The sequence below is a fragment of the Hanstruepera flava genome, assembly GCF_023634025.1.
In the GTDB taxonomy this organism is placed as follows: Bacteria; Bacteroidota; Bacteroidia; order Flavobacteriales; family Flavobacteriaceae; genus Hanstruepera; species Hanstruepera flava.
Map to the genome: position 1 here is coordinate 386264 of NZ_JALJCW010000003.1, position 25720 is coordinate 411983.

Below are 25720 nucleotides of genomic sequence, written 5' to 3' on the forward strand. Positions count from 1 at the left end.
AATCATGCTTCAGCGCCATAAATATCAACTTGTTCTAAAAATTGTTTTATTTTCTTTTAGCTTCTTATTAAGCTTCAAGGGGTTTACACAGCCTCAAAGTATAAATAAATTTATCACTTTGGTGGATAGTGTGGTAGGAGTTAAAACAAGTGGCTATAGAGAAATTAACACGGTTTTTAGAGGCACAACAAAAGATACCGTTAAAATGAATTATCTTCTAAAAAGAAGTTTAGAAGCTAATTATAATGAGGGCGCATCTTATGCTTTAAACAAATTAGGCGAAACCTATAGAAATATCTCTAATTACCAAAAAGCAATTGAGTCCCACAAACAGGCTTTTGATTATGCCAAAAACTCAAACAGCATTGAACTGGAAGTACGAAGTTTAAATATGCTTGGCGTAGTTTATAGACGAATGGACGCCATTCGTTCGGCATTGGACTACCACAAAGAAGCTTTAGACATAGCAGAGTCTCAAAAAAACCCATCTTTAGAAATCAAGTATAATATTGCCGTTTCCCAAAATAGTATAGGCAATATTTATTTGGCTCTCAAACAATACAATTTAGCTCTTGACCAATTTAACAAATCGCTTCAAATAGAATTGGAACTGGGCAACAAACTTGGTTTAGCCATTAACAACCAAAACATTGGCTATGCCAAAGAAAAACTGGGCAGTTTAAATGAAGCTTTAAGTTATTATGAAAAATCGTTGAAATACAATAACGAAATTAATTCAAAAATAGGTCAAGTAATTTGTTACAACAGTATTGGTAAAGTTTATATACAAAAGGAAGAGTTTAAAAAAAGTGAGGCTTTTATTAAGGATGCCTTGAGCAAAGCTCTTGAGGTAAATGATCAATATTATATTTCAACTTCATATTTAAATTTGGGGCTATTACAATTAAAACAACAAGATTATGACAATGCCGAAGAAAATCTTAACCAAGCACTTGAAATCTCAAAAGACTTTAATTTAAAGTCAACCGAAATAGAAACCTATCTATACCTCTCGGAGTTATATGATAAAATAGGAGATTCTAAAAAAGCTTTTACATTGTACAAAAAACATGTTGTGCTTGATGAAACCCTTACCAACGAAAGAAACTTGCAATATGTTAACGATTTGATTATTAAATATGAAAGTGAAAAGAAAAACAGCCAGATAAAAGCTTTAGCTAATGAAAATGAAATAGTAAAATTAAAACTAGCCCAAAATAACCGCACACTAATTTTAAGTTTATTAGGTGGCTGTTTAGCTCTTATTATATTATTTATACTTCATAGGCAACGTCAACTTAAAAACGATAAAAAAATAATTACTCTCGAACAAGAGATGTTGCGAAACCAAATGAACCCACACTTTATTTTTAATTCTTTGAATTCAATTAAACTGTATATTATTAATAATGAAAAAGAAAATGCTGTTTACTATCTCAACAAGTTTTCAAAACTTATTAGAAAAATTTTAGTGGCTTCAACAGAAAAAGAAATCTCGCTAGAGGACGAGCTAGAAACCATGTCTTTATACATTAACATTGAAAACATAAGGTTTTCCAATGATATTGATTACAAGGTTATAATTGATGAAGGTATCAATCCAGCTCTTATTAAAGTGCCCTCATTAATATTTCAACCTTTTTTAGAAAATGCCATATGGCATGGATTATCTTCTAAAACCGAAGACAAAAAAATTAGCCTTCATGTAAAAAGTGACAATCCCAACTATGTAACCGTTATAATTACCGATAATGGTATTGGCAGAGTGGCGTCTAACAAAATAAAAGAAACCAAAAAACTAAAAAGAAAATCCCTTGGTATACAGATTACCCATGCACGATTAGAGAACTTCTCTAAAAACTACACTTACGATTATGAATTAAAAATTAATGACCTCTACGAATCTGGCCATGCTATTGGAACGCAAGTAGTGGTTAATATTCCAACTAAAATAAATTCGTTAAAAATTGCCTAATTACTTATAGTTTTCTGCAACCTTCTCCAGTTCCATGTACCAATCTTCCCCAAACTTTCTAATTAAGGCTTCTTTTACAAACTTATAAATAGGAACCTGAAGTTCTTTCCCCAAAGTGCAGGCGTCATCACAAATGTGCCATTTGTTATAGTTTACAGCAGAAAATTCGCTATAATCATTTATTCGAATGGGATATAAATGACAAGAAACCGGTTTTTTCCAAGACACTTCTCCTTGGTTATAGGCCTCCTCTATGGCACATAATGCTGTTCCCTTATTGTCAAAAATTACATAAGCACAATCAGCACCATCTATTAAAGGGGTTTCAAATTCATTATCTTCAGTAATTATAGATGTCCCTTGTTCCTCAATGGCTTTAATGCCCTCTTCACGTAAAAAAGGTTTTACTTTCGGGTAGATATCTTCAAGTATTTTAACTTCTTCTTTATCTAGCGGAGCACCTGCATCACCGTCAATACAACAAGCACCCTTGCAGGCTGTTAGATTACAAACAAAATCTTTTTGAATTATATCTTCTGAAACTATTGTTTTTCCTAGTTGAAACATGCAGCAAAAATAGCTAAACTTTACTGTAATTTATATGGAATATCATTTATAATAAGCTAATTTTGCGAAAATTTTAAAGTCCAAGTCAATGGAACTCAATTTAAAAGAAATATTCACGGCATTTATGGTTTTATTTGCTGTGATTGATATAATTGGAAATATTCCCATTATAATAGACTTAAGAAAAAAAGCTGGTCACATACAGAGCGAAAAAGCCTCTATTATTGCTGGAGTTATATTGATTTTATTCCTGTTTGTGGGTAAAAATATTTTATCCTTAATTGGCATAGGTGTAAATAGTTTTGCAGTAGCTGGTGCTTTTATTCTTTTCTTTATTGCGTTAGAAATGATTTTAGGTATAACGCTTTATAAAGAAGATGAAAATTCTGCAATGACCGCATCGGTTTTTCCATTGGCATTCCCTTTAATAGCTGGACCTGGTAGTTTAACAACATTACTTTCTCTACGTGCAGAGTTTCGTGTAGAAAACATAATTGTTGCCGTAATATTAAATGTAATTATTATCTATGTAGTGCTAAAAACATCAGCTAGAATAGAACGCTTAATTGGTCAAAATGGCATTAACATAATTCGTAAGATATTTGGTGTTATTTTACTAGCCATAGCTGTAAAACTTTTTGCGCATAACATTAAAGCATTATTTGTATAATATGAAGATTTTAAACATAATTTTAGTTGTTATTGCTTTAACATTAATTGGCTACAACATTACTCAAATAAATTTTGAAAAACCATTTCAAGGCGAAAGTTTAATTGCCTTGATTACCATTTTAGCAGCATTATGTGCTATTTTATTACTTCGTATCTTAGTAATTTCGAAAAAAATCGAGAAATCTATTAAGTCTAAAAAATAATGTTTGACGCTTTAATTATTGGTGGCAGTGCAGCTGGATTAAGTTGCGCCCTTGTTTTGGGTTCGGCTCATGAGAAGCCCTTTGCTGCCAATAAAAAGATTGGAATAATAGTACACCAAAAAACATCTCACCTGCAAAATGCTTTATTCAATAATGTTTTAGGATTAAGCCCTAAAACAACTGGAGCGTCAATTTTAGAAAGCGGCAAAAAACAACTAGCTGCTCTCTACCCTCATGTTAAGCAGGTTGAAAGCGAAAAAGTTTTAGAAATTGTTAAAAGTGATAATGATTACATTGTTACAACCAATAAAAATACCTATCAATCTAAAATAGCGGTTATAGCAGTTGGCTACACTAACTTAATGACCATTAAGGGACTAGAGCATTACATAGAACCTCACCCAAGAGCCAAAGCAGAAAAGCAACGAATTTGGTTAAAAAATGAAAATCATCTTATAGAAAATGGATTGTATGTAGCAGGAACACTTGCCGGTTGGCGCAGTCAATTTGCTATTGCATCGGGTAGTGGTGCTCATGTAGCCACAGACATTCTAACCCTTTGGAACAATGGAGAACATGTAAAGGTGCACGATAAAGTTTAGTTTTTAAATTGCTGCTCTTTATCTAACTGAATTACCTCTTCAATCATTATATCTTTTTGGTTTAGTACTTCTTCAAAAGCACCTCCTCCATATATTTGATTGGCCAATGTGGCCTTAATATATTGTTTAACCTCTTCTTTGTAAGCCACAAATGTAATATTGGCTTTAGTTTTAGTATTTAAAAAATCTTGAAAAGCTGTAACCATATCATCTGAAACTTCAAAATGGGCAATAAAATCTTGACGTGGTATGTCTCGGTATAGATTTCGGTCTTTCTCTAACTCTTCAAACACAAAATTGCTAATAAACCCTCTACGTTGCAGAAACGTCAAAGTTTCATTTTGCATATTTAAATCCAATGGTACAAAAACATCAGGAATTATGCCACCACCACCATAAACTACTTTCCCTTTTGGTGTGGTGAATTTAAGTGAATCGGCCACCTCAATTTTTTCAGGATCCAAAAACTCACCACTTTTCAATCTATCAAAATAATCATCATAATAATCTTTATTACCATTGGCATAAGATCGTTGTATGGATCGTCCTGTTGGTGTATAATATCTTGAAACGGTTAATCGTACAGCACTTCCATCGCCTAATTCCATTTCACGTTGTACCAACCCTTTTCCGTAAGACCGTCTCCCAACAATAAGGCCTTTGTCATTATCCTGTAAAGCTCCAGCTATAATCTCACTTGCAGATGCTGAATTCTCATCGATTAAAACATATACCTGACTGTTTTCAAAATCGCCTTTTTTAGTGGCATAGCTTTTATCAATTTTACCACTTTTGTTTTTTGTAAATAAGATGAGCTTATCGTCTTCTAAAAACTCGTCAACTATTTGTTCGGCAATTCCCAAAAATCCGCCTGGATTACCACGTAAATCCAATACAATATCTTTTACATTTTCGTCTTTTAACTTCTTTAATTGAACCTTAAATTCCTTATACGTTGATTCTGCAAAACGATTAATCTTTATGTAGCCTAATGTTTCTGTAAGCATGTAAGCAGCATCAACACTTTTGATAGGAATATTATCTCTCTTTACGGTAAATTTTAGCAGTTTGGGCTCTCCTGGACGTAAAACTTCTAATTCAACCTTCGAATTTATTGGGCCTTTCAGCTTTTTAAGAATGTCCGAATTACTTAAATCCTTACCAAAAATGGAGTCGCCATTTGCTGTGATAATACGATCGCCTCCAACAATTCCAGCTTTATCACTTGGGCTACCTTCAATAGCTCTTATAACCGTAATGGTATCTTTATAGGTATAAAAGCTAATTCCTATTCCCACAAAATCGCCTTTCATATTTTCAGAAACACGCTGCATATCTTCCTTTGGAATATACACTGAATGCGGATCTAAATTCTCCAGTATTCCGTTAACGGTCACATCAACAATGCTATCGGTGTTTACATCGTCAACATACTCATAATCAATAAAATCTATTAATCTATTAAGTTTGTCCTTTTTACTGTTGGATGAGAATAATTTATCTGAATTATCAGCAAAATTTAATTTACCTCCAAGGAAAATACCAAGAGCAATGGCTATTCCTATAATTAAAGGCAAATATTTTCTTTGAATTCGCATTATTCAGTTTCTAAATTTTCAATTAATGTTAAATCTACTCCAGCTTTCCTTAAAAATCGTAAACCAGAGTCATCTTTGTAAGCTTCTCCATAAACCACACGAACTATACCAGCTTGATGAATAAGTTTACTACACTCCTTGCATGGCGACAGTGTTATGTAAAGTGTAGCACCTTTACAGGATTGTGTTGAAGACGCTACTTTTAGAATAGCGTTAGCTTCAGCATGTAACACATACCATTTGGTATAACCTTCGTCATCTTCGCAGTAGTTTTCAAAACCAGTTGGTGTTCCATTATACCCATCGGATATTATCATTCTGTCTTTAACAATTATCGCGCCAACCTGCTTTCGTTTACAATAAGAGAGCTTTCCCCATTCTTTTGCCATTCTCAAATACGCTTTATCGTATTTAAGCTGTTTCTGTTCTTTCATACACTTGAATGCTTATAACGAATATAGTGGGTTCGTATTTTAATTACAACCAGAAGATTAAAGATTTATGAAAACTTTAGGTTATAGAATTCAATTAATCAAGATAAAAAATCACTACCTAAAATCATGGGTATGACCAATCCTACCACAATAGCAGAAATAACCATAATCCAATCGCGCTTTGAAAAACGGAAGACCGTTTGCATAATATAACCCAGAAAAAGTACAACAAATACAATAATAATTTGAGCAATTTCAATACCTAGTGCAAACTCAAGAAGTGTGACTAATTTGTTATCAGACTTACCTACTAAAATTCGAAATTCTCTTGCAAAACCTAACCCATGGACCAATCCAAAAAACAGCGTAGAGAAAAATAATACACCTACTCGCTCTTTTTGGGCTCCTTTTCCTGCAGTGAACACGTTAAACAAAGCTACTAGCATAATGGTAATTGGTATTAAAAACTCAACCAGTTGACCATTTACGCTAACCACGCCATAGGCCGCTAAAATTAATGATAGCGTATGACCTAGCGTAAATACAGAAACTAACAATAGAACCCGTTTCCAATCTTTAAATAAATAAGGAACAGTTAATACAATAAGAAATAAAACATGGTCATAACCATTAATATCCAATACATGGTTAATACCATACTCCACATTGAACCAAAAATCTTCGAGCATAGTTTATGTAGTTTTTAGGGTGCGCCCAAATATACAATTAAAAACTAATAGTTTGTGGGTTTTGTGGGTTTTGGATATCTTGTTAAAGTTTTTTAATCCTCATTGGTTGATGATAAACAATATTAAAAAAAATCTAATATTATCTTTTCTGTTTGCAAGCTTCTTAGGCTTTTCGCAAGAAGAGAAAAGTAATCCTGAAGAATTTCATCGTCATTCTATTTCAATTTTAATAGGGCATACGACTATTTTTCAAGGTTTTGAAAACGGCAAAAGAAAAATAGAATCTGAACCATCGTGGGCCATAAACTACAATTATGCCTTTAACGAAAAATGGGCTATAGGCATACATAGCGATATTATAATTGAAAATTTTGTAGTTGAAAAAACTTCAGGCGATGAAATTCTCGAACGAAATACACCTATTACTTCGCTCATAGTTGGTACATGTAAAATATTTGATGGCTTTGGTGTTGAACTCGGTGGGGGCTTAGAGTTTGATAAAAACGAAAGCTTTGGAGTTGCAAGGATTGGAGCTGAATACGGCATAGAGATAATTAAACACAATCTAGAGGTTCTTTTGTCTCTTGATTATGATATCGTAATAGATGCATATGATGGTCTAAACATTGGAATAGGAATTGCTAAACTTTTTTAAACAAAAAAAGACTTTACATTAATTGCAAAGCCTTTTGTACTCAAGGTGGGAATCGAACCCACACTCCCGAAAGAACCGGATTTTGAATCCGGCGCGTCTACCAATTCCGCCACTTGAGCAATTGAGATTGCAAAATTATAAAATAAATTAGGACTAACAATTAAAAATAGTCGCTTTTATGCTTTTGCAGTTGAAATAAATTCATAAATTTGCACCTCATTTACAAAAAGCGCTATAATTCGCTTTAAAACAAAAGATTATCGATGTCAAATTTCGCCACAGAAGCCAAAATTTTTACTTGTACACAAAGTAAAGTATTAGCACAAAAAATTGCTGATGCTTATGGTATTAGTATGGGCAATGTAATCACATCAACCTATAGTGATGGCGAGTTTCAACCATCGTACGAAGAATCTATTCGTGGCACTCGAATTTTTATTGTAGGCTCTACACATCCTGGCCCAGAAAATTTAATGGAAATGCTATTAATGATTGATGCTGCAAAGCGTGCATCTGCCAGGCATATTACAGCTGTTTTACCATACTTCGGTTGGGCAAGACAAGATAGAAAAGACAAACCTAGAGTTCCTATTGCTGCTAAATTGGTAGCTAAAATGCTTGAAGCAGCTGGTGCAACCCGAATTATCACCATGGATTTGCATGCTGATCAAATTCAAGGATTCTTTGAAAAACCTGTTGACCATTTATTTGCATCAACTATATTTTTACCATACCTAAAAAGTTTAAACCTAGACAATTTAACCATAGCATCGCCAGATATGGGTGGTTCTAAAAGAGCCTATGCATATTCTAAAGCACTAGAAAGTGATGTGGTTATTTGTTATAAGCAACGTGCCAAAGCCAATGTTATTTCGCATATGGAATTAATTGGCGATGTAACTGGAAAAAATGTTGTTTTGGTTGACGATATGGTGGATACTGCAGGAACCCTAACCAAAGCTGCCGATTTAATGATGGAGCGTGGTGCTTTGAGTGTTCGTGCTATTTGTACACACCCTATTTTATCTGGTAACGCTTATGAGCGTCTAGAAAATTCAAAACTAGAGGAGTTAATTGTAACCGATTCAATTCCTTTAAAACAAGAAAGCAGCAAAATACGAGTATTAAGCTGCGCAGATCTATTTGCCGAAGTGATGCATAATGTACATCACAACGAATCAATTAGTTCTAAATTTATCATGTAAATTAATAATTAATATAAATTAAAATGAAGTCAATTACAATTAACGGATCTCAAAGAGAAAGCGTGGGCAAAAAGTCAACAAAAGCCTTACGTAATGCTGGACAGGTACCTTGCGTATTATACGGAGGTGACAAACCAGTGCATTTTTCTGCAGATGAAATTGCATTTTCAAAACTGGTTTATACGCCTAACGCGCATACAGTTGTGATTACTATGGACAATGGTGAAAGCTATAACGCTATCATGCAGGACATTCAATTTCATCCAGTAACAGATAGAATCTTACACATAGATTTCTATCAATTACATGAAGGTAAGCCTATTACAATGGAAGTTCCTGTGCACTTTGTAGGAAATTCTAAAGGTGTTAAAGCAGGTGGTGTTTTACGTAAAAACTCACGTAGATTACGTGTTAAAGCTTTACCTAAAAACTTACCAGATTTTATTGAAGTAGATATTACTCCTATGAAAATTGGTAATAAATTATACGTTACTGCTTTAGAAAACGATCTTTATAAAATCATGCATACTGAAAACACTGTTGTTTGTCAAATTAAGCGTGCTAGAGCTGCTATGGCATTGGCATCGCTTGAAGATGATGAAGATGAAACAGAAGAAGGTGCAGAAGGAGCTGAAGCAACTGCTGAAGGTGCAGAGGCACCAGCGGCTGAAGCAAGTGAAGCTCAAGAATAAATTTCAATTTTTTGAAACCTATAAAAAGCATTCTGAAATATCAGGATGCTTTTTTTATTTTTACATAAACTCCTTTTATGTTTCGTTTCATTTGTAATGTATTTAAAAAGAAAAAAAGTATTCAAGTTTATCAAGAAAACGATGTTATGAAAAAATTCTTAATAGTTGGTTTGGGCAACATAGGAGAGAAATATGCCAACACCAGACACAATATAGGTTTTAGCATATTAGACTTTTTAGCCGAAAAAGAAGATTTAAAATTTGAAACACAAAAACTAGGCGATATAACTACCTATAAATTTAAAGGAAGAACATTTATTTTATTAAAGCCAAGTACATATATGAATTTGAGTGGTAAAGCTGTTCAGTACTGGCTAACAAAAGAAAAAATTCCTTTAGAGAATCTTTTGGTTATTACCGATGATTTAAATCTCCCTTTTGGAAGTATTCGCTTAAAAACAAAAGGGAGTGATGGTGGTCATAATGGTCTTAAAGATATTCAGGACAAATTACAAACCACAACATATAACCGCTTTCGATTTGGTATTAGCGATGAGTTTAGTAAAGGTAGACAGGTAGATTATGTTTTAGGAGAATGGAATGATGACGAATCTTTAAAACTCCCTGAACGATTAGAAAAATCTGTTGAACTCATAAAATCATTTGGTACTGCAGGTGTCAACAATACCATGAATACTTTTAATGGAAAATAAAAGGGAAGCTTACAAGCTTCCCTTTTTATTATGAAATAATAATAGCATTATTCTATTAAAATCTTTTTAATAGTTTGCTTATCACCATCTGTTACTTTAACCAAATACATACCAGATTGAGCATTTTCTAAATTAATAACTTGATTAAATGCACCTGTATTTTGAAATGAATTGTTAAGCACAGAACGTCCTTGAATATCATAAACCGATAGATTAATCTCTGGATTAGAAGAATTAAGACTAATTGTAAACTGTCCATTATTTGGGTTAGGATACAATGCAAATCCATCTACAGCAAATTCATCTACAGATAGACCTGCTTCACCACAAATATAAATTGACCAATCATTTAAAGTGCCTAAATCTGCACTCCAAAAATCACGTATAGAAATAGTCCAATCTCCGGCACTATTTAAACCAGAAAAGGCAGAAAGTGGATTGGCTGGGTTATAAGTTCCTACTGTAGGCTCTGCACATGCAATAGCATCTGCACCATCTTCAAATGTTACATCTATATTATTTTCATTGGCACAATTTCTATCCCAAACAACTACTGCTGTGGTACCATCTGGATGGGTAATTGTAATCTCTAAATCATTAATATATGTATGTGCTATGTCTGTATTTACCGTAACAAAATCAATAACAGTATCATCACCCATTGGAACAGTTATGGTGTGTGTTAGTGGTGAACCTGGAGAATTAGACCCTACACCATCGGGAATAGAAAGTCCTAAATTAGGAGCAGAATCATATGATATACAAGAAGGGCAGGCATCGCCAGATACAACTGTAATATAATCTGTAAGAGTTAAAGAACTTGTGCCATGAGAATTAGTTGCCTCTAAAGTTACATCGTAAACCCCTTCAGTAGCATAGGTTACAACAGGGTTTTGGTCTGTTGATGTTCCAGGCGTACCGCCTTCAAAGGTCCATAACCAAGACGTCCCAGCAGGAGCAGACTCATCAGTAAAGCTCACTGTGTTCCCAGAATCTAAACAAAGTATCTCCATATCGGCACTAAAAGCTATAATTGGTGGGCCATCTAAAGGTGGTAATGTATATCCACAAGCCGTCAATCCTGAATGGATTGCTTGAATTTCAACATCTGTATAACTTAAATTTAAAGCGGCCTGATAAACCGCGTTTGCAGCATCGTTTTGATTCGTAGAGCCATTGGTCATTCCTAATCCTTCGTAAAAGATCTTGTCCATTCTTTCTTGACCTATTTCGTCCCAAACCGTCATTAAACAACTAGCCCAAATTTGACCGTCGGTATGAATTTGACCTACTAGTCCGCCAGGATATACCGCTCCATACCCTGTTGTCCTTCCTGGCCAACATGTGTTATGTCCATCCCAATTAAACACATAGTTCCAAGCTGGGTCAGCAGAAGTCCAATATCCATTAGCAATATTTACACCTCTATTGTAAGATTGTGCAACATAATCACCACAACCTTCACTTAAGCCATCTACTTGTGATAGGCCTCCAGAAGTTACCCAGTCATGTAATCCATGACCTAATTCATGATGTATAACATCAGAATCTTCAGCATCGTCAACGCAACCTTCTCCAAATGCTAATCGCCCTGCTCCTCCAGTATAATACGAATTATCTGCACCTCCTGCTCCATGCGGATCATATTGTACGCCTCCATTATATTGATACGGCAATACATTACAACCTAAATCATCATTAATGTATCCCATTAAATAATCTATATGATAATATACATTAACAGGTTCAAAACCTTGATCTTGTCTATTAAATTCAAACACAGATGAACTTTGAGTAAATAAGCCTGTGCTCGGCGAATCAAAATCTATAATTTCTGCACGAGGCCCAACTAAAGAATATGTACTTCCGTTTTGAGTAATATCTCTTAAAGTTACATTAAATCGAGCAGCATCTAAGGCTGCATTAGTTGCATCGTTGCCATCTACATATTGCCCACCATAAGCAACCGCATTTGATGTTAATGGGTCTGGGTCAAATACAAAACCAGAACCATCTACTCTTCTGTAATATTCTCGCGGCATTGGGTAAATCACTTCAACATTATCCGAATCGTTGTTATCATAATCATGATAATAATGATTCATATCAACTACTTTAAAAATTTCACCATTTAAAGCATCTACAAAAACATGCCACTCTCCTAACGGTTCGGTAGCAGATATAACAACTTCATGAGCCAGTTTTTTTATTTTAGTGTTTTTATAAACCAATAAGTTTGTATTGGAATAGCTAATATCACTTTGAACATTTAAGTAATTTATAGCAGCTGAATAGGCATCATTAGCTGATATTCTGGGCTGAACATTAGCCATATCAATATTACTTTCATAACTATTCATTACATAAACCACCTTGTTTTCTGGCGAAATAGTTATGGTAACCTCATTCCTGTTTACTGGATAATTACCCGAATATTGACGGTATCTTACAACATGGCCTGCATCTGTAGAACGCGTAGCATGATATCTTAAATTCGCAATTTCATGAGTAGGAATTCCTAATTTTTTAGCTTCGTTTTCTATATAAAACATAGCCATAGATTCTGGCGTACCTTGTGGAACGCTAAAATCCAATCCATAAAGCGCAATTGGTTTGCCAGTATTGACATTAAATCGACCGTTTGCTCTAATTTCTGTTTCAATTTTTTCATCAGCTTCTAATGAAATTTCAAAAGTTCTTTCTGGCATAGCTTTTTGAGCCACCACCATTTGTACAAAAAATAACATGGTTAAAGCCGCTAGGCAAAAACCATAATAATTGCACCTGTCTTTAGTAGTTTTTTGCATTGTAAGTAGTTTTTATTTAGTTAATTAAGGGATTGAATTTACTAAATAATAAATGATGTATTAACTATTGATTCTCTTTTTTTTAAAAAACCCACGTTTTTAAGTTAAAAAAATAGGAATAACCTATTTTTTAAAGCTAGTTTTTGTATTTTTAGAGCTTAAAACTCTCTTTATTTTGAACACAAATACATTATTATGAAAAAAATTACTCTGTCCAAAATACTTTTTATACTACTATGTATGCCAGGTTTTTTGATGGCTCAAGAAAAGAATTCACGTGCAAACACTAAATGTCTTACCGACATTTATAATGCCGAACTAATTGCCACTAACCCAGATATGATGGGTAGTGAAACATTCAAACAACAATTACAATCTAAAATTCAAGAAATGCAAAACACTCCTCAACGTAGGGTTGTTATTTCTATTCCTCTTGTTGTTCACGTATTACACAATGGTGAGCCTGTAGGTACTGGTCCAAACATATCTGATGCCCAAGTACTTTCTCAAGTTACTGTTATGAATGAGGACTTTAGAATGATGATGGGCACTCCTGGTGAAAGTACTGAAGGTGGTGTAGATGTTGAAGTTGAATTTGTAATGGCTCAACGTACTCCAGATGGTTGCCCTACAAATGGTATTAACCGTGTAAACATCTGTCAGGATGGTACTAACCAATCTGATGTTCAATTCTGGAAAACACAAACATCTTGGGACCCAAGTAAGTATATGAATATGTGGTCTTCTAAATATGTTGGTGATTTAGCCGGCATACTTGGATTTGCACAATTCCCTGGTGGTCCAGGCAATACTGATGGTGTTAGTGCTGGTCATACTTTTTTCGGAAGTTCAGATTATGACGACGGGTCTTTTGAGTTAAGTCCGCCATATGACAAAGGTAGAACCATGACGCACGAAGTGGGTCACTATTTAGGCTTATACCATACTTTCCAAGGTGGATGTACAGCTCCTGGTGATGAAGTAGATGATACACCTGCTGTTCAATCACCAAACTTTGGATGCCCTCCTAACAATATTTCTTGTGGCTCTAGAGACATGGTTGAAAACTATATGGATTATACTGATGATACCTGTATGAACACTTTTACTCAAGGGCAAAAAGATAGAGTTCAAGCTGTTTTAGCTACTTTTGCAAACCGCTCTACGTTAGCAGCATCTGATGGTGCAGACCCATTACCTGGTGTTTCTGATGATGGTGCTATTCAAGTTGCCGCTGTCAACCCATCGACTTGTGGGCCAGAATTTACACCTTCGGTTACTATTACAAATTATGGTACTTCAACAATGACATCAGCAACTATTTCTTATGATGTAGATGGTGGTTCTTCAACAGATTATAACTGGTCAGGTTCATTAGCTGCAGGTGCTTCTGTTGATGTTGACTTACCTACAATTGCTTCTACAGCTGGAGACCACACATTAAATGTTAGTATATCTAACCCAGGGAATGCACGTACATGTAATGATGACGCAAGTGCTTGTGTTACATTAAACCCTTCACCTAGCATGGTTTCCACTACTCAAGTTCATTTAGAATTAACTACAGATAATTACTGTGAAGAAACATCATGGGAATTCCGTGATGTAGATGGTAATGTGTTATACAATGGTGGTCCTTATGCTCAAAATGCTGAAGACAACACAACATTTAACTATGATTTTGATGTAGACCCAGGTGAGTGCTACTCATTTGTAATATTTGATGCTTATGGCGATGGTATTTGCTGTGGATTTGGAAATGGATCTTACGAACTAACAACTGATGATGATACCGTTATTTTTAGTGGTGGCGAATTTGGATCTGATGAAACAACTAATATGGCTGTACAGTCTTTAAGTGTTGATGAGTATACTTTAAATAGTATTCGTATTTACCCTAACCCAACAACTTCTGAACTAAATATTAAGTTGAGTAACACAAATGATTTGCCTAATGGTTATAAAATTTATAACATGTTGGGGCAATTAGTTACTGAAAAAACAATTGATAGCAATTTAGATCTTACTATTAATACTTCTGCTATGAGCAATGGTATGTATTTTATTAAAATTGCAAAAGGTAATAGCGCTTTAACCCTTCCTTTTATTAAGGAGTAATTAGACGCTTTAATAACTTCAAAAGAGGATTGACTGTTATGTCAATCCTCTTTTTTATTTTTGTAAAAACACGTTTCTCAACTTGAAAATTATACAATCGTCTAAAAGCGAGACCTTACAAAATTCTGTAGTTACCATTGGCACCTTTGATGGTGTTCATATTGGTCATCAGAAAATAATAAAACGCCTTATTGATACAGCAAAAAAAGAAGGTTTAACGTCAGTTGTACTAACCTTTTTTCCACATCCTAGAATGGTTTTGCAAAATGATGCTGATATTAAACTTATAAACACCATAAAAGAACGCCAAGACATTCTGGATGCATTGGGCCTTGATTATCTTTTTTTAAAACAATTTACCAAAGATTTTTCCAGATGGTCTGCAGAAGATTTTGTTCAAAAACTTTTGGTAAATCAGCTAAACGCCAAAAAAGTAATTATTGGTTATGACCATCATTTCGGTAGAAATCGATCTGCAAATATTGACGATTTAAAAGCGTTTGGTGAACAGTACAATTTTGAAGTTGAAGAAATTAGTGCACAAGATGTTAATGATGTTTCCGTCAGTTCTACCAAAATACGTAAGGCTCTATTAGAAGGTGATATAGCAACCGCCAATAGTTATTTAGGTTATAATTTTATGCTAAATGGTATAGTTGTAAAAGGGAAAGGATTAGGGAAAAATATTGGCTATCCTACTGCTAATTTATATATTGAAGAAACTTATAAACTAATACCGAAACAGGGTGTTTATATTGTTCAATCAACAATAAGTAACAAACGTGTTTATGGTATGATGAACATTGGTCAAAATCCCACAGTGAATGCTAGCCAAAATCAAAATATTGAAATTCATTTCTTTGATTTTAATCGCTCTATTTATAATTTAGAATTAAAAATTGAGCTACTTGTTAGAATACGTGATGAAAAAAAATTCGATTCAATCGAAACTCTATCGCAACAATTGGAACAAGATAAAATAACATCATTAGCTTATATAAAAAATCTAGATGGCAACAAATTTTCTTTTTAAACAAATTGATAACAGCCCCTTAATAGTGTTCCGCATCATTTTCGGATTGCTTTGTTTTTTAGAATCGGTTGGAGCCATTTTTACAGGTTGGGTAAGAAAAACACTCGTAGATCCTGATTTTACATTCTCTTTTATTGGTTTTGAATGGATACAACCACTACCAGGATATGGTATGTATGTGTATTATATTATTATGGGTGTTTTTGGTTTGTTTATCATGCTTGGCTACAAATATCGGTTTGGTGCCATTATGTTCACCACCATGTGGTTGGGCACATACCTCATGCAAAAATCATCGTATAATAATCACTATTATCTGCTAATTTTATTAAGCACAATAATGGCCATATTACCGGCTAATCGTTATGCCTCTCTAGATGTAAAAAAGAATCCCTCGCTTAAACGTATTTCAATGCCAAATTGGTGTAAATGGATTCTTATTTTACAAATGTTTATTGTTTATACCTACGGATCAATAGCCAAAATATATCCCGATTGGTTAGATGCCAGTGTGCTTGGTATCTTGATGAAAAGCAAACAACATTATGTTTTAATTGGAGACTTTTTGCAACAAAACTGGCTACACTATTTTTTAGCTTATGGTGGTATTTTATTTGATGGCCTCATTATTCCACTCCTATTGTTTAAACCAACAAGAAAGTTGGCTTTTTTTGCATCAATATTTTTTCATTTATTTAATTCCATTGTATTTCAAGTTGGTATTTTTCCATATCTATCTTTAGCATTTACTTTATTTTTCTTTGAGGCTAAAACAATTCAAAGGATATTCTTAAAAAGCAAACCTTATTATGAAGGCAATGACATAGAAATTCCATCATATAAAAAACCTATGTTATTGGTGTTTTCAGTTTATTTTATAATTCAAATTCTTTTACCAATACGTCATCATTTTATTGAAGGCAATGTATTTTGGACAGAAGAAGGGCATCGTATGTCCTGGCGTATGATGTTACGTTCTAAATACGGATTTGCCATTTATCAAGTTGTTGATAAAGACACCAACGAAAAGACAACCATTAATTTAAACGATTATCTAACCAAAAAACAACAGCGCCATGTAGCTACAAAGCCAGATTTTATCTGGCAATTTGCACAACGCCTAAAACAAGATTACGCTAAAAAAGGTAAGGACATTTCAGTTTTTGTTGATTGCAGAACAAGTTTAAATGGTAAACCGCATAAAACCCTAATAAATCCTGAAACAGACCTTGCTGCAATAGAATGGTCTGCTTTTAAGCATAGCCCTTGGATTTTACCTTTAAAACAAGAATAAATCTGTTTGTAATTCCTTAAATTTGTGCCTTAAATTTTAAAGCACATGTTACAAGTACCTTTTATTAGAGAAAATAAAACGTTAGTTATCGCGCGTTTAGCAAAACGAAATATTGAAGCTACTCAAATAATTGAGGAGGTTTTAGCATTAGATGAAGAGCGAAGAGGTATTCAAACTCAATTAGATTCTATTTTAGCCGAATCTAATTCTATTTCAAAAGAAATAGGCATGTTGTTTAAAACTGGAGAGGTTGAAAAAGCAAATGCTTTAAAAGAAAAAACTACCAATTTAAAAAACAGCTCTAAAGAATTAAGTGATAAACTTAATGATACGGCCAATACATTAAATCAGTTGTTATACACAATACCAAATGTTCCCAATGAATTAGTTCCTAATGGAAATTCTGAAGATGATAATGAAACGGTTTTTCAAGAAGGGACTATCCCGCAATTACATAATGACGCACTTCCTCATTGGGAATTGGCTAAAAAGTACGACATTATAGATTTTGAATTAGGCAACAAAATTACGGGAGCTGGATTTCCAGTTTACAAGGGCAAAGGTGCCAGATTACAGCGGGCTTTAATTGCTTATTTTCTAGATAAGAATACAGCAGCTGGTTACACAGAATATCAATTACCACATTTGGTAAATGAAGCTTCTGGTTTTGGAACAGGTCAGTTACCAGATAAGGAAGGGCAAATGTATCACGTTTCTGAAGACAATCTATATCTTATCCCGACTGCTGAAGTTCCTGGAACCAACATATTTAGAGATGTTATTTTAAACGAAAACGAGTTGCCAATTGGCATTACAGGTTACACACCATGTTTCCGTCGTGAAGCAGGTAGTTATGGCGCACATGTTCGTGGCTTAAATCGCTTACACCAATTTGATAAAGTTGAGATTTTACGTGTTGAGCATCCCGAAAAATCTTATGAGGCTCTAGACAATATGGTGGAACATGTTAAAACCATTCTACAAGAATTACAATTACCTTATAGAATTCTTAGATTGTGTGGAGGCGATTTAGGATTTACATCGGCTTTAACTTACGATTTTGAGGTGTTCTCTACTGCTCAAGACCGTTGGCTAGAGATCTCTTCTGTTTCAAATTTTGAAACCTATCAGGCTAACCGATTAAAATTACGCTTTAAAAATTCTGAAGGAAAAAAAGAATTGGCACACACTTTAAATGGTAGTTCTTTGGCGTTACCAAGAGTATTGGCAGGTATTATTGAAAATTACCAAACTCCTGATGGTATTAAAATTCCAGAAGTTTTAATCCCTTACACAGGCTTTTCAATAATCAATTAGCTGTTAGGTTTTTTCTTACTTTTCGATTCAATTTTATTTGCTTTTATCGATTAAATACAAATAACGCATGCCGTTTAACGAAAAAACAGTGATTTTTTTTGTTTTTTTAAAAAATAGTTTGAAGTTAGTAGTCCCAAAAACCAAAACCTACTAACCATGAAAAATTTATTACGAGTTTTTCTTTTAATAGCATTGGCTTTTTTAGCCAACAAAGTACTACTAACAGACTTTGAATTCACACCAGAACAAACAACAAAACATACTGCTGCTTTAACTTCGGCAGAATAAACTTAAATGCCCCAATCGAGTAATTGAATCATGTTAAAGTAACAATGGTTAATAGCACTATTATTTTGGTTGGTAAATGCCTGATGTTAAATCAGGCATTTTTTTTATAAAAACATTCACAAATACTACAAGTTACATTTGCTATATTTACACAAATGTCTGTTATGCGCCTTTTAGTTTTAGCCTTTTTTCTAATCCCCTTTTTGAGTCTATCTCAAGATGACATTCTTGCTAAAGAATATTTTAAAAATGGAGAGTTCGAAAAAGCATTGACATACTATCAATCTATTTATAATAAAACCCCAAACAACAACACTTATTTAGTAGGGTTGGTTAAAACACATCAACAACTGGAACAGTTTAATGAAGCCGAAACATTATTATTGAATCAAATAGACCGTATAGTATATCCCGCTTTATATGTAGAACTAGGCTACAATTATTATTTAAAAGGTGAAGTAGACCAAGCCAATTCTAATTACAACAAAGCTATATCGTATATTGATGATAACGTTAATTACGCTTTTACTATTGGTAAATATTTTGAAGACCGTTCACTTTTAGACCAAGCAGTTATCACGTACGAAAAAGCTATGCTGTTAAAGCCTAGCCTAAATTTCAATTCACACCTTGCCCGAATTTATGGAGAACAGGGCAATGTTGAAAAAATGTTTGAAAGCTATTTAAACTTTGTTGGACACAACGAAACGTACATTAATACCATAAAGAGAGCTTTTAATGAGTTTATATCTGAAGATAGTGATAGCGAATACAACCAAATGCTCAAAAAAATTCTATTGAAAAAAATTCAACAGAATCCTGACATCATGTGGAATGAGCTATTAAGTTGGTTGTTTGTTCAGCAAAAAGAATATAAAAAAGCTTTCTTACAGGAAAAAGCAATTTTTAAACGACAACCTGAAAGTTTAGACCGCATCTACGAATTGGCGTTTATTGCAACTAACGACGAAGATTATGAAATTGCTACAGAAATTTTCACCTATTTATCAGAAACTGCTCAAGATATTGACACAAAAATTGATGCTTACTATAACTTATTGCAAATAGATCTTAAAACACAATCGGATATTAAAGTAATTGAAGACAAATACACCAATCTGTTCAATTTATATGGCAAGCAAACCCAAACCATAAACCTCCAAATATCCTATGCCCACTTTTTAGCATTTTACAAAAATGATTCTGACAGAGGTATCAAAATTTTAAAAGAAAGCTTGGACTTACCACTATCAACCCTCCAAATGGGAGAGGTTAAATTAGAACTTGGAGATATATTGGTTTCGCAAGAAAAGTTTAATGAAGCATTAATTAATTACACTCAAATTCAACGTAATTTGAAGAACAGTACTATATCGCAGGAAGCTAGATATAAAGTTGCCAGAACAAGTTTTTTTAAAGGTGATTTTGATTGGGCCGAGTCTCAACTCAAGGTGTTAAAATCATCTACTTCACAGCTTATAGCCAATGATGCTTTGGATCTTATGTTACTTATTCGCGACAACAAATATGAAGACTCAACCCAAACTGCTCTAAAATTATATGCCAAAGCAGATTTGTTGGCTTTTCAGAATAAAACAGATGAGGCCATTGTGATTTTAAATGATATTTTGGCAAACCACAAAGGTGAGTCAATTGAAGATCAGGCCTTATTTAAACAGGGTAAATTATATGAAACCAAACAGCTTTATGAAAAAGCTGAAGAAAATTACAATCTTATTATTACAAATTTTAAAGATGATATTTTAGCTGACGATGCCTATTTTGCTTTAGCTGAAATTTATCAATACAAATTAGATCAACCTCAACAAGCTAAAACCTACTACGAAAAAATACTGTTTAATCATGAAGATAGTATTTACTTTGTTGAAGCTAGAAAGCGTTATCGATTACTACGCGGTGATGCTATAAATTAAACCCTTATGATTATTGCCGAAACCAAAAGGCTTATAATATCTGAATTCTCGCCAGAAGATGCAGCATTCTATTTAGAACTTTTAAATACTCCAAAATGGATAACCTATATTGGCGATAGGCATTTAAAAACCATTAGCGATGCCCAAAATTACCTGCAAGAAAAAACCATCCCAATGTATGCAAAGCAAGGTTTTGGTTTCTATAAGTTAACCGAGAAAGAAAACAATAAGCCAATTGGAACTTCTGGATTAATTAAAAGGGATACATTAGATTATCCAGATATTGGATTTGCGCTTCTTCCAGAATATGAAGGAAAAGGATACGGCTACGAAGCTTCACTTAAAATACTGGAGTTGGCCAAAACAACATTTAAAATAAGTAAAGTTTTAGGAATAACCTTGGAACACAATACTAATTCCATTAAATTACTTGAAAAACTAGGGTTGTCTTTTGAAAAAAAGACAAAACCCTTTGAAGACGACGAAGAACTCCTGTTATTTGCAAAAAACTTAAATTAATTGGTTATTCCTGTAACTTTTCTACCAAACTAAACTTTAAGTAAAACAGGAATCCATTATCTTTAATATTATGATAATATATAACGTAACAGTAAACATTGACGATAGTGTTCATGACCAATGGTTAGAATGGATGAAAACCGAGCATATTCCCCAAGTACTGGCTACTGGTAAATTTAAGGAAGCACGCTTAACAAAAGTTTTGGTTGAAGAAGAACAAGGCGGAACCACCTATTCTACACAATTTAGAGCGTTTTCTCGTGAAGCACTAGACGACTACTATAATAATTATGCAGACGCTTTACGAAATGAAAGCTTGAAAAAGTTTGCCGATAAAATGCTAGCTTTTAGAACAGAACTGGAAATTATTGATGAATTTACTGTAAATTTTAAGTAATCAACTATGTCTGTAAAAGCAAAAAAGCACCTAGGACAACACTTTTTAAAAGACGAAAATATTGCTCAAAAAATAGCAGATACGTTGTCTTACAAAGGTTACAGCCATGTTTTGGAGATTGGACCAGGAATGGGTGTGCTTACTAAATATTTGCTTGAAAAAGACATTACAACTCATGTTATTGAAATCGATACAGAATCGGTTGACTATTTAAAGGCTAACTATCTTAATCTAGCCAACAGAATTATTGAACAAGATTTTTTAAAGTACGATTTAAAAATTGTTTTTAACGATGAACCTTTTGCCATCATTGGAAATTTTCCCTATAATATTTCTTCACAAATAGTTTTTAAGCTACTGGAAATACGAAACCAAGTCCCTGAATTTTCAGGCATGTTCCAAAAAGAGGTTGCTATGCGCATTTGCTCAAAAGAAGGGAGTAAAGTTTATGGAATTCTTTCGGTACTTACACAAGCTTTTTATAATGCCGAATATCTATTTACCGTACCTCCTTCGGTTTTCAACCCACCACCAAAAGTAGATTCTGGTGTGTTGTTATTAAAACGAAAGGATAATTTTACATTACCTTGTAGTGAAACCTTATTTTTTAAAGTCGTAAAAACCAGTTTTCAACAACGTCGCAAAACCCTTCGTAACAGTTTAAAAACATTCAATTTGTCAGATAATTTAAAAGCAAATGTTATATTTGACAAAAGACCAGAACAATTAAGTGTTGCAGAATTCATAGAGCTGACTTCACGAATTGAAAACGACTAAATCCTTTGGTAGAAGAAAACGAAAACATACAATTTCAATTAACCGAAGAACTCATTGAAAAGGTTGAAACCCTTATTGAACAACAAGATGATAAGGAATTAAAAAGCCTCTTTAAAGAGTTTCACTATGCCGATATTGCCGAAATTCTTGATGAACTTAATCAAGATGAATCGGTCTATGTCATTAAGTTACTAGATTCCGAAACCACTTCGGATGTTTTGATGGAGTTGGATGAAGACATTCGGGAAAAAGTTCTAAAAAACCTTTCAGCAAAAGAAATTGCCGAAGAAATTGAAGAACTCGATACCGATGATGCTGCCGACATGATTTCGGAACTTCCCGAAGAGCGTCAGGAAGAAGTTATTTCCAACATTGAAGACGAAGAGCATAAAGCCGAAATTGAAGAACTTTTAGCTTATGATGAAGATACAGCTGGTGGTCTCATGGCCAAGGAATTGGTAAAAGTTTACGAAACCTGGACCGTTGCAGGTTGTATGCGTCGTATTCGTGGCCAAGCCAAAGATGTCACACGTGTGCATTCCATTTACGTGGTCGATAAAGAAGATAAACTTATTGGAAGACTCTCTTTAAAAGACCTCATCACTGCAAAAAGCGACCAAAAAATTGCTGAAATATCCAACTCCAATGTGGATTATGTTTACGTTGATGAAGATGTTGAAGATGTTGCCAAAATCATGCAAAAATATGATTTGGAAGCCATTCCTGTTTTAGACAAAAACAACACGCTTGTTGGCCGCATTACTATTGATGATATTGTAGATGTTATTCGAGAGGAAGCCGATAAAGATTATCAGTTAGCAGCAGGTATCTCACAAGATGTTGAGGCCGATGATAGTATACTTGAACTTACTAAAGCACGATTGCCTTGGTTAGTTTTAGGTTTATTTGGTGGTCTTGGTAGTGTGTTTATTATGAAAGACTATGAGCATATCATGTCTACAGTACCTTCATTATTTTTTTACACACCATTAATTGCTGCTATGGCAGGAAATGTAGGTGTGCAATCTAGTGCCATTATTGTCCAAGGTTTGGCAAATGACAATGTAAAAGGTAGTTTACTGAACAGGCTTTTAAAAGAAATTGGCTTGAGCTTGATTAATGGTTTAGCATTGGCCGTATTGGTTATGCTGTTCGGGTTTATTATTGATCAAGATACCACGGAAAGTTTCGCCATTGCCGTGTCTATGATGTCCGTAATTGTAGTCGCAGCTCTCGTAGGAACATTTGTTCCTATTGTTTTAGACAAACGAGGTATAGATCCAGCTATAGCAACAGGCCCTTTTATTACAACTAGTAATGATATACTGGGTATCTACCTATTCTTTGTTTTAGCAGGCTTAATTATTGGATTTTAAATATACAAGGCTTTCGTACCTTTACATTATGAAAGCAATTAATATTCAAGATAAATTTTCAAAATTTTCGAAAAACTGGCATCCACACCAAATTGCAGTTGTAGATAATATGCAAGTTATTTTAGCTAAACTAAAAGGTGAATTTGTTTGGCATAAACACGAAGATGAAGACGAACTCTTTCAAGTAGTAAAAGGCACCTTATTCATGCAATTTCGTGACCGAACTGAAGTTGTTTGCGAAGGTGAAATTATAGTCGTCCCAAAAGGAGTTGAACATAATCCCATGACCAAAAATGGTGAAGAAGTCCATGTGCTTCTTTTTGAAAAATTATCAACTGCCCATACGGGTAATGTACAACACGAAAAAACCCAAACACATTATCCTAAAATTTAACCATGAAAATCCTTCATCTAGATAGCAATCATCCATTACTCTTAAACCAACTTAATGAACTAGGCTTCATTAATCATGAAGATTACACCTCTTCCAAAGAAACTATTGAAGCGAAAATTCATGAGTACTATGGTATTGTTATTAGAAGCCGTTTTACTGTTGATAAACAGTTTTTAGATGCTGCAACAAATTTAAAATTTATAGCTCGTGTTGGTGCTGGTCTAGAGAACATTGATTGTGAGTACGCTGAAAAAAATGGTATTTATTTAATTTCAGCTCCAGAAGGCAATCGTAATGCAGTTGGCGAACACACATTGGGCATGCTGCTGTCACTTTTCAATAAACTCAACAAGGCCGATAAAGAAGTGCGTCAAGGCAAATGGTTACGTGAGGAAAATCGCGGTGTCGAATTAGATGGAAAAACCGTTGGATTAATTGGTTATGGCAATATGGGAAAAGCCTTTGCTAAAAAATTATTAGGCTTTAATGTGGAGGTTATTTGTTATGACATTCAAGATGATGTTGGTGACGAAAATGCCAAACAAGTCTCCTTAAAAGAATTTCAGGAGCGTGTTGATGTGCTTAGTTTGCATACACCTCAAACACCATTAACTTTAAACATGATTAATGAAACATTTATCAATTCCTTTGCAAAACCGTTTTGGTTCATTAATACCGCTAGAGGTAAAAGTGTGGTGACAAGTGATCTTGTTTCGGCTTTAAAATCTGGTAAAGTTCTAGGTGCTGGATTGGATGTTTTAGAATATGAAAAAGCATCATTTGAGAATTTATTCAAAATTTCTAATGTCTCCTCGAGCGAAGTCGAGAGGTCTCAATTAGGTCTCGACTCCACTCGACCTGACGAACAGCATAATTTACCAGAAGCGTTTAAGTATTTAATCAAAGCAGAAAACGTTTTACTTACACCTCATGTTGCAGGCTGGACTATAGAAAGCAAAGAAAAATTAGCACAAACTATAGTAGATAAAATTAAAGCAAAATTTTGCTAACTTTCAGTAATGAAAAAAACAGTTCTTGTTTTTGGTTTGCTTATAATAGCGTTACTTATCTTATTTCAATTAAGTAAATTTTCTGTGCTTTCTGGCGATTTAAAAATTGAAACAATTATTACCATAATAGCATTGGTATTCTTTTTTATTGGTGTATTTATTCACAAAAAAAGTATATATAATAAACCTTCACCCATACATTCAATAGATAAACACAAGATTGAAGAATTAGAGATTACCACTCGAGAATATGAAGTTTTAAAGCATATTTCAGAAGGCTTATCCAATAAAGAAATCGGCGAAAAATTATTTGTTTCCGAAAGTACCATAAAAACACATGTATCTAGTCTTTTAGTAAAGTTGAACGCCAAACGACGGACAGAAGCCGTAAAAATTGCCAAACAGCTTCAAATTATTTAAATTCTTTACTTTTAGACTAAAGTATGAGGTG

At 33.8% G+C, this 25720-nt stretch carries 26 protein-coding genes and 1 tRNA gene; 21 read left to right on the plus strand and 6 right to left on the minus strand.

The window, feature by feature from the left end:
- The first annotated feature begins 4 nt into the window (after positions 1–4).
- Positions 5–1975 carry a tetratricopeptide repeat-containing sensor histidine kinase gene (locus MTX13_RS11780; RefSeq protein ID WP_250435507.1) on the plus strand — a complete coding sequence of 657 codons (1971 nt, stop codon included), beginning with the start codon at positions 5–7 and terminating at the stop codon, positions 1973–1975.
- Here the strand turns inward: MTX13_RS11780 and MTX13_RS11785 are convergent, their stop codons facing one another.
- Positions 1976–2542, minus strand: coding sequence for a DUF3109 family protein (locus MTX13_RS11785; protein WP_250435520.1), 567 nt, complete (start codon positions 2540–2542; stop codon positions 1976–1978).
- An 88-nt stretch (positions 2543–2630) separates the two neighbouring features.
- Here MTX13_RS11785 and MTX13_RS11790 point away from each other — a divergent pair, with 88 nt between their 5' ends.
- From MTX13_RS11790 to MTX13_RS11800, 3 genes are read left to right on the plus strand one after another with little or no spacing between them, the layout of a single operon-like run.
- Positions 2631–3212, plus strand: coding sequence for a MarC family protein (locus MTX13_RS11790; protein WP_250435523.1), 582 nt, complete (start codon positions 2631–2633; stop codon positions 3210–3212).
- 1 nt (position 3213) lies between these two features.
- The gene (locus MTX13_RS11795) at positions 3214–3417 is read left to right on the plus strand and encodes a hypothetical protein (RefSeq protein ID WP_250435525.1); all 204 of its coding nucleotides are present in this window, start codon (positions 3214–3216) and stop codon (positions 3415–3417) included.
- Entirely contained in the window at positions 3417–4019 is a 603-nt protein-coding gene (locus tag MTX13_RS11800) for an FAD-dependent oxidoreductase (RefSeq protein WP_250435527.1), read from the plus strand. The genes MTX13_RS11795 and MTX13_RS11800 overlap by 1 nt, the downstream gene beginning before the upstream one ends.
- On the opposite strand, the gene MTX13_RS11805 is transcribed toward MTX13_RS11800, so the two are convergent.
- From MTX13_RS11805 to MTX13_RS11815, 3 genes are all read right to left on the minus strand, one after another.
- Positions 4016–5617 carry a S41 family peptidase gene (locus MTX13_RS11805; protein ID WP_250435529.1) on the minus strand — a complete coding sequence of 534 codons (1602 nt, stop codon included), beginning with the start codon at positions 5615–5617 and terminating at the stop codon, positions 4016–4018. The genes MTX13_RS11800 and MTX13_RS11805 overlap by 4 nt on opposite strands.
- Positions 5617–6051 (minus strand): deoxycytidylate deaminase, encoded by a 435-nt coding sequence (locus tag MTX13_RS11810; protein ID WP_250435531.1) that lies wholly within the window; start codon positions 6049–6051, stop codon positions 5617–5619. The genes MTX13_RS11805 and MTX13_RS11810 overlap by 1 nt, the downstream gene beginning before the upstream one ends.
- Before the next feature lie 98 nt (positions 6052–6149).
- Positions 6150–6740 carry a HupE/UreJ family protein gene (locus MTX13_RS11815; RefSeq protein ID WP_250435533.1) on the minus strand — a complete coding sequence of 197 codons (591 nt, stop codon included), beginning with the start codon at positions 6738–6740 and terminating at the stop codon, positions 6150–6152.
- Between the two features lie 109 nt (positions 6741–6849).
- Here MTX13_RS11815 and MTX13_RS11820 point away from each other — a divergent pair, with 109 nt between their 5' ends.
- Complete coding sequence (locus MTX13_RS11820) at positions 6850–7395, plus strand: hypothetical protein (RefSeq protein WP_250435535.1); 546 nt, start codon at positions 6850–6852, stop codon at positions 7393–7395.
- 37 nt (positions 7396–7432) lie between these two features.
- Here the strand turns inward: MTX13_RS11820 and MTX13_RS11825 are convergent.
- Positions 7433–7514 (minus strand) — tRNA-Leu (locus MTX13_RS11825).
- A 144-nt stretch (positions 7515–7658) separates the two neighbouring features.
- On the opposite strand from MTX13_RS11825, the gene MTX13_RS11830 reads away from it, so the two are divergent.
- The 3 genes from MTX13_RS11830 to pth all read left to right on the plus strand — a co-directional run bounded on the left by MTX13_RS11830 (position 7659) and on the right by pth (position 10005).
- The gene (locus MTX13_RS11830) at positions 7659–8600 is read left to right on the plus strand and encodes a ribose-phosphate pyrophosphokinase (RefSeq protein ID WP_250435537.1); all 942 of its coding nucleotides are present in this window, start codon (positions 7659–7661) and stop codon (positions 8598–8600) included.
- A gap of 23 nt (positions 8601–8623) precedes the next feature.
- Complete coding sequence (locus MTX13_RS11835) at positions 8624–9292, plus strand: 50S ribosomal protein L25/general stress protein Ctc (protein ID WP_250435539.1); 669 nt, start codon at positions 8624–8626, stop codon at positions 9290–9292.
- Positions 9293–9438: 146 nt separating this feature from the next.
- Positions 9439–10005, plus strand: a complete 567-nt coding sequence (gene pth / locus MTX13_RS11840; RefSeq protein WP_394801249.1) for an aminoacyl-tRNA hydrolase — start codon at positions 9439–9441, stop codon at positions 10003–10005.
- A 47-nt stretch (positions 10006–10052) separates the two neighbouring features.
- Here pth and MTX13_RS11845 read toward each other — a convergent pair whose 3' ends face one another.
- Positions 10053–12812: a T9SS type A sorting domain-containing protein gene (locus tag MTX13_RS11845; protein WP_250435558.1), complete on the minus strand. Its 2760-nt coding sequence runs from the start codon at positions 12810–12812 to the stop codon at positions 10053–10055.
- A 195-nt stretch (positions 12813–13007) separates the two neighbouring features.
- Here MTX13_RS11845 and MTX13_RS11850 point away from each other — a divergent pair, with 195 nt between their 5' ends.
- The 13 genes from MTX13_RS11850 (at position 13008) to MTX13_RS14440 (ending at position 25689) form a co-directional block, all read left to right on the plus strand.
- Positions 13008–14930 carry a M43 family zinc metalloprotease gene (locus MTX13_RS11850; RefSeq protein WP_250435574.1) on the plus strand — a complete coding sequence of 641 codons (1923 nt, stop codon included), beginning with the start codon at positions 13008–13010 and terminating at the stop codon, positions 14928–14930.
- Between the two features lie 82 nt (positions 14931–15012).
- A complete protein-coding gene (locus MTX13_RS11855; protein ID WP_250435577.1) occupies positions 15013–15963 on the plus strand; it encodes a bifunctional riboflavin kinase/FAD synthetase in 951 nt (316 codons plus the stop codon).
- The gene (locus tag MTX13_RS11860) at positions 15941–17257 is read left to right on the plus strand and encodes an HTTM domain-containing protein (protein ID WP_250435579.1); all 1317 of its coding nucleotides are present in this window, start codon (positions 15941–15943) and stop codon (positions 17255–17257) included. The genes MTX13_RS11855 and MTX13_RS11860 overlap by 23 nt, the downstream gene beginning before the upstream one ends.
- A gap of 45 nt (positions 17258–17302) precedes the next feature.
- Positions 17303–18574: a serine--tRNA ligase gene (gene serS / locus MTX13_RS11865; protein ID WP_250435581.1), complete on the plus strand. Its 1272-nt coding sequence runs from the start codon at positions 17303–17305 to the stop codon at positions 18572–18574.
- Positions 18575–18730: 156 nt separating this feature from the next.
- Entirely contained in the window at positions 18731–18862 is a 132-nt protein-coding gene (locus tag MTX13_RS14410; RefSeq protein ID WP_262920484.1) for a hypothetical protein, read from the plus strand.
- 164 nt (positions 18863–19026) lie between these two features.
- A complete protein-coding gene (locus MTX13_RS11870) occupies positions 19027–20796 on the plus strand; it encodes a tetratricopeptide repeat protein (RefSeq protein ID WP_250435583.1) in 1770 nt (589 codons plus the stop codon).
- 6 nt (positions 20797–20802) lie between these two features.
- Complete coding sequence (locus MTX13_RS11875; RefSeq protein ID WP_250435585.1) at positions 20803–21315, plus strand: GNAT family N-acetyltransferase; 513 nt, start codon at positions 20803–20805, stop codon at positions 21313–21315.
- A gap of 70 nt (positions 21316–21385) precedes the next feature.
- Positions 21386–21712: a DUF4286 family protein gene (locus tag MTX13_RS11880; protein ID WP_250435587.1), complete on the plus strand. Its 327-nt coding sequence runs from the start codon at positions 21386–21388 to the stop codon at positions 21710–21712.
- Positions 21713–21718: 6 nt separating this feature from the next.
- Positions 21719–22489: a 16S rRNA (adenine(1518)-N(6)/adenine(1519)-N(6))-dimethyltransferase RsmA gene (rsmA, locus tag MTX13_RS11885; RefSeq protein ID WP_250435589.1), complete on the plus strand. Its 771-nt coding sequence runs from the start codon at positions 21719–21721 to the stop codon at positions 22487–22489.
- A gap of 26 nt (positions 22490–22515) precedes the next feature.
- Positions 22516–23865, plus strand: coding sequence for a magnesium transporter (gene mgtE / locus MTX13_RS11890; protein WP_250435747.1), 1350 nt, complete (start codon positions 22516–22518; stop codon positions 23863–23865).
- A gap of 28 nt (positions 23866–23893) precedes the next feature.
- Entirely contained in the window at positions 23894–24259 is a 366-nt protein-coding gene (locus tag MTX13_RS11895; RefSeq protein WP_250435591.1) for a cupin domain-containing protein, read from the plus strand.
- Between the two features lie 2 nt (positions 24260–24261).
- Positions 24262–25269, plus strand: a complete 1008-nt coding sequence (locus MTX13_RS11900; RefSeq protein ID WP_250435593.1) for a 2-hydroxyacid dehydrogenase — start codon at positions 24262–24264, stop codon at positions 25267–25269.
- Positions 25270–25278: 9 nt separating this feature from the next.
- Positions 25279–25689: a response regulator transcription factor gene (locus tag MTX13_RS14440; RefSeq protein WP_317238879.1), complete on the plus strand. Its 411-nt coding sequence runs from the start codon at positions 25279–25281 to the stop codon at positions 25687–25689.
- Positions 25690–25720: the final 31 nt, after the last annotated feature.